Here is a 2,784-nt window from a genome sequence, read left to right as displayed (position 1 = left end):
ACCCGCAGGTCATCGACCGGTGCCGCGCCAACGACGTCGACTTCATCTTTGGCCTCGCGCCCACCACGACCCTGCGCAAGCATGTCGCGGATCTGGAGGCCAGGACGACGGCGCGCTTCGAAGCGTCGGCCAAGACAGGCAAGGTCCGCAGGTTCAAGGAGTTCGTTGACGGCGCCCGCGGCGCGGCCGGGCCGGCAGCACTCAGGCGACTATAACGGGCGCAGAGCCGACCCTGCGGCTTCCAGACATTGTCGTGTACAGCTTCAGACCCTCAAGCCGAGCCCGCAGGGCCTCGCTTACCTTTTACGGGGCGGCGGTACGTCCAAGCCGCTTCAACAGTTAAGAATTTCGCAAAGACGATACCCCCGGATCGTCGAGCTTCCGCTGCCACTTCCCGCATTCGCCGAGGCGGTCAATGACCCGCCCTTCACAACGTTATCCGGCAAGCATCTGGATGCGAGAGATAATGTTGCCGGAGGCATCTCTCATGGCTTCTACACCTGCCTGAACGCCAGAACCGCGTTCGTGCCGCCAAAGGCGAAGGAGTTGCTCAGTGCCACGCGCACCTTGCGCTCGCGTGCCACATTGGGCGTGACGTCGAGATCGCAATCGGGGTCCAGCTCACGATAATTGGCAGTCGGCGGCACGACGCTCTCGCGGATAGCCATCACGCAGGCGATCAACTCGAGCGCGCCGGACGCGCCGAGGCAATGCGCGTGCATGGACTTGGTAGAAGAAATGGACATTGAGAAGGCGTGCTGACCGAAGACGCGCTTGATCGCCGCCGTCTCGATCTGGTCGTTGGCCTTGGTGCCGGTGCCGTGCGCGTTGAGATAGTCGACATCCTCGGCGTCCAGCCTGGCATCGGCAAGGCAGGCCCGCATTGCTGCCTCCGGCCCCTCGACAGTCGGCGCGACGATGTCGGACGCATCGGCGGAAAGGCCGGCACCGGCAATTTCGGCAAGGATGGTGGCGCCCCGAGCCTGGGCATGCTCGTAGCTTTCCAGCACCGCCATGCCGGCGCCTTCACCAAGCGACAGGCCCTGGCGATCGGCCGAGAATGGCCGGCAAGTATCGGGCGAAAGCACGCGGATCGCTTCCCATGCCTTCAGCACACCCCATATGAGCGGCGCTTCGCTGCCGCCGGCAAGCATCACGTCGGCCCGGCCGAGCCTGATCTGGTCCACCGCGCAGGCAATCGCATGGTTTGCCGAGGAACAGGCGGACGTGACGCCGAAGACCGGCCCGCGCAGGCCGAGACTCATGCTGACCTGGCCGGCAGCGGCACCCGGCATCGCCTTGGGTACAGTCAAGAGAGCGGCACGCTTACCGCCCAGAAGGATGGCGCGGTAGGTTTGCTCGATCGCATCCCACCCGCAGCCGCCAACGCCCACCGTCGCACCGAAGCGATAGCTATTTCCCTCTTTGGAGGAAAGTCCGGCCTGACGCATGGCTTCGCGCGCCGCAAGCACAGCGAGCAGGCTGAAGCGGTCCATGGAGATGAGTTGCTTGCCGTCGATGTCATGCTCCGGCAGCGCCTTGATCTCGGCACCGATCCTGACCCTCAATTCATGGAGCTCGGAGTTGACGATTGGGCCGATGGCGGAGCGGCCTTCTCGCATCTCTCTCCAAATGGCGGCGGCGTTGGTCCCAAGCCCGCAAATCCCGCCAATCCCAGTAATCACGACGCGCCTGTCCATTCACACCCCCTTGGCGAGCAAGCTGCGCACGGCTTCCACCATGTCCCCAACATTCTGGAGATCCGACCATGCCTCGGCCGTATTCATCTCGATCTCGATGCCGTAAGCCTGCTCCAGGTCCCAGAGAACGTCCGCCAATCCCAGTGAATCGATACCGAGCGAAGTCAGTCCCGTGGCAGCCGTTATCTCGCCGCCTGTGGCAGGCGCTATGCCGCCCTCCGACGCGGCGCGCTTCTTGATCATGGCGATTATTTCGTTGGCGAGTTGATCTGCCATCTTGTTCCTTTCCAGCTTGCGTTTTCGGCGTCGTTCAAAACCCGAGTCGCGTCGCGTTGCCAAAATTGCCCCTCATAGAGCCTGTGCGACCGACCAAGCCCAATGCCCATAGGAACCGGACGAGTTCCGGCTTCTGCGGCGTCAGCCCGATGACGAAGAAAAGTCGCCGGCCTCCCGCTTTTGCGCCAGCACATCAAGAATCTGCGTGTAAATGGATAGGAACCGTCGTCAAACGTCAGCTAAACGCTGCGGCGGTGGGTGCTGTCAGCGTATTCACTCGGCACCTCATATGTAATCGAGATGTTTCATAGCTCCGGACCATGCGATCAACTATTGTACCGGTCCGCCATTCGTCGGAGAGTTCGACATGATCGGAGCGCTGCCTCTCATTCCCAGTACAATCTCCACCGCACGCGACAGATTTCCTCTTTCGGGCTCTTCTCAAGGGACTCGCCACGCGATAGAGGCAGTGATCGGCGCACGTGAGGTCCTGCCAAGTCCATGCGACATTCCGGAAAATTGGTAAAATCGTTTGTTTCAATCAAATGCATCCACGCTATGGATAGCTAAGACATGCGTTTCAAAGGGCTCGATCTGAATCTTCTCGTCGTTCTCGACGCGCTGCTGAGCGAGCGCGGCCTCACGGCGGCGGCACGCCGCATCAACCTAACCAAATTCATGGGGGTTGGTGGATGTGGCGCAAGCCGTTGAAATGACGTAGGATTGGTTGCTTAAGCCGATCCGAACCATTTCCCGGAGACCACACCCACCATGAACGATCTTGCGCTGCCGCTGAGCGGTTTGTCAT

The 2,784-nt window shown here is 61.3% G+C and carries 2 protein-coding genes and 2 pseudogenes; 2 read left to right on the top strand and 2 right to left on the bottom strand.

Features of this window, described 5'->3' with window-relative positions; all coding sequences use genetic code 11:
- Positions 1-176: pseudogene (locus NKI39_RS34060) on the top strand (IS1380 family transposase); the annotation flags it as partial.
- 318 nt (positions 177-494) lie between these two features.
- Here the strand turns inward: NKI39_RS34060 and NKI39_RS34055 are convergent.
- Entirely contained in the window at positions 495-1,700 is a 1,206-nt protein-coding gene (locus NKI39_RS34055; RefSeq protein WP_352638588.1) for a beta-ketoacyl-[acyl-carrier-protein] synthase family protein, read from the bottom strand.
- On the bottom strand, positions 1,701-1,976 hold the full coding sequence (locus NKI39_RS34050; protein ID WP_023679611.1) for an acyl carrier protein: 276 nt from the start codon (positions 1,974-1,976) through the stop codon (positions 1,701-1,703). It lies immediately after the preceding gene.
- A 573-nt stretch (positions 1,977-2,549) separates the two neighbouring features.
- Here NKI39_RS34050 and NKI39_RS34045 point away from each other — a divergent pair.
- Positions 2,550-2,651, top strand: a pseudogene (locus NKI39_RS34045) (LysR family transcriptional regulator); the annotation flags it as partial.
- Between the last annotated feature and the right edge of the window lie 133 nt (positions 2,652-2,784).

The organism is Mesorhizobium sp. M0664 (genome assembly GCF_040320565.1).
Lineage (GTDB): Bacteria > Pseudomonadota > Alphaproteobacteria > Rhizobiales > Rhizobiaceae > Mesorhizobium.
The sequence above is the reverse complement of the archived record's forward strand: the minus strand, read 5'-3'. Positions and strand labels throughout refer to the sequence as shown.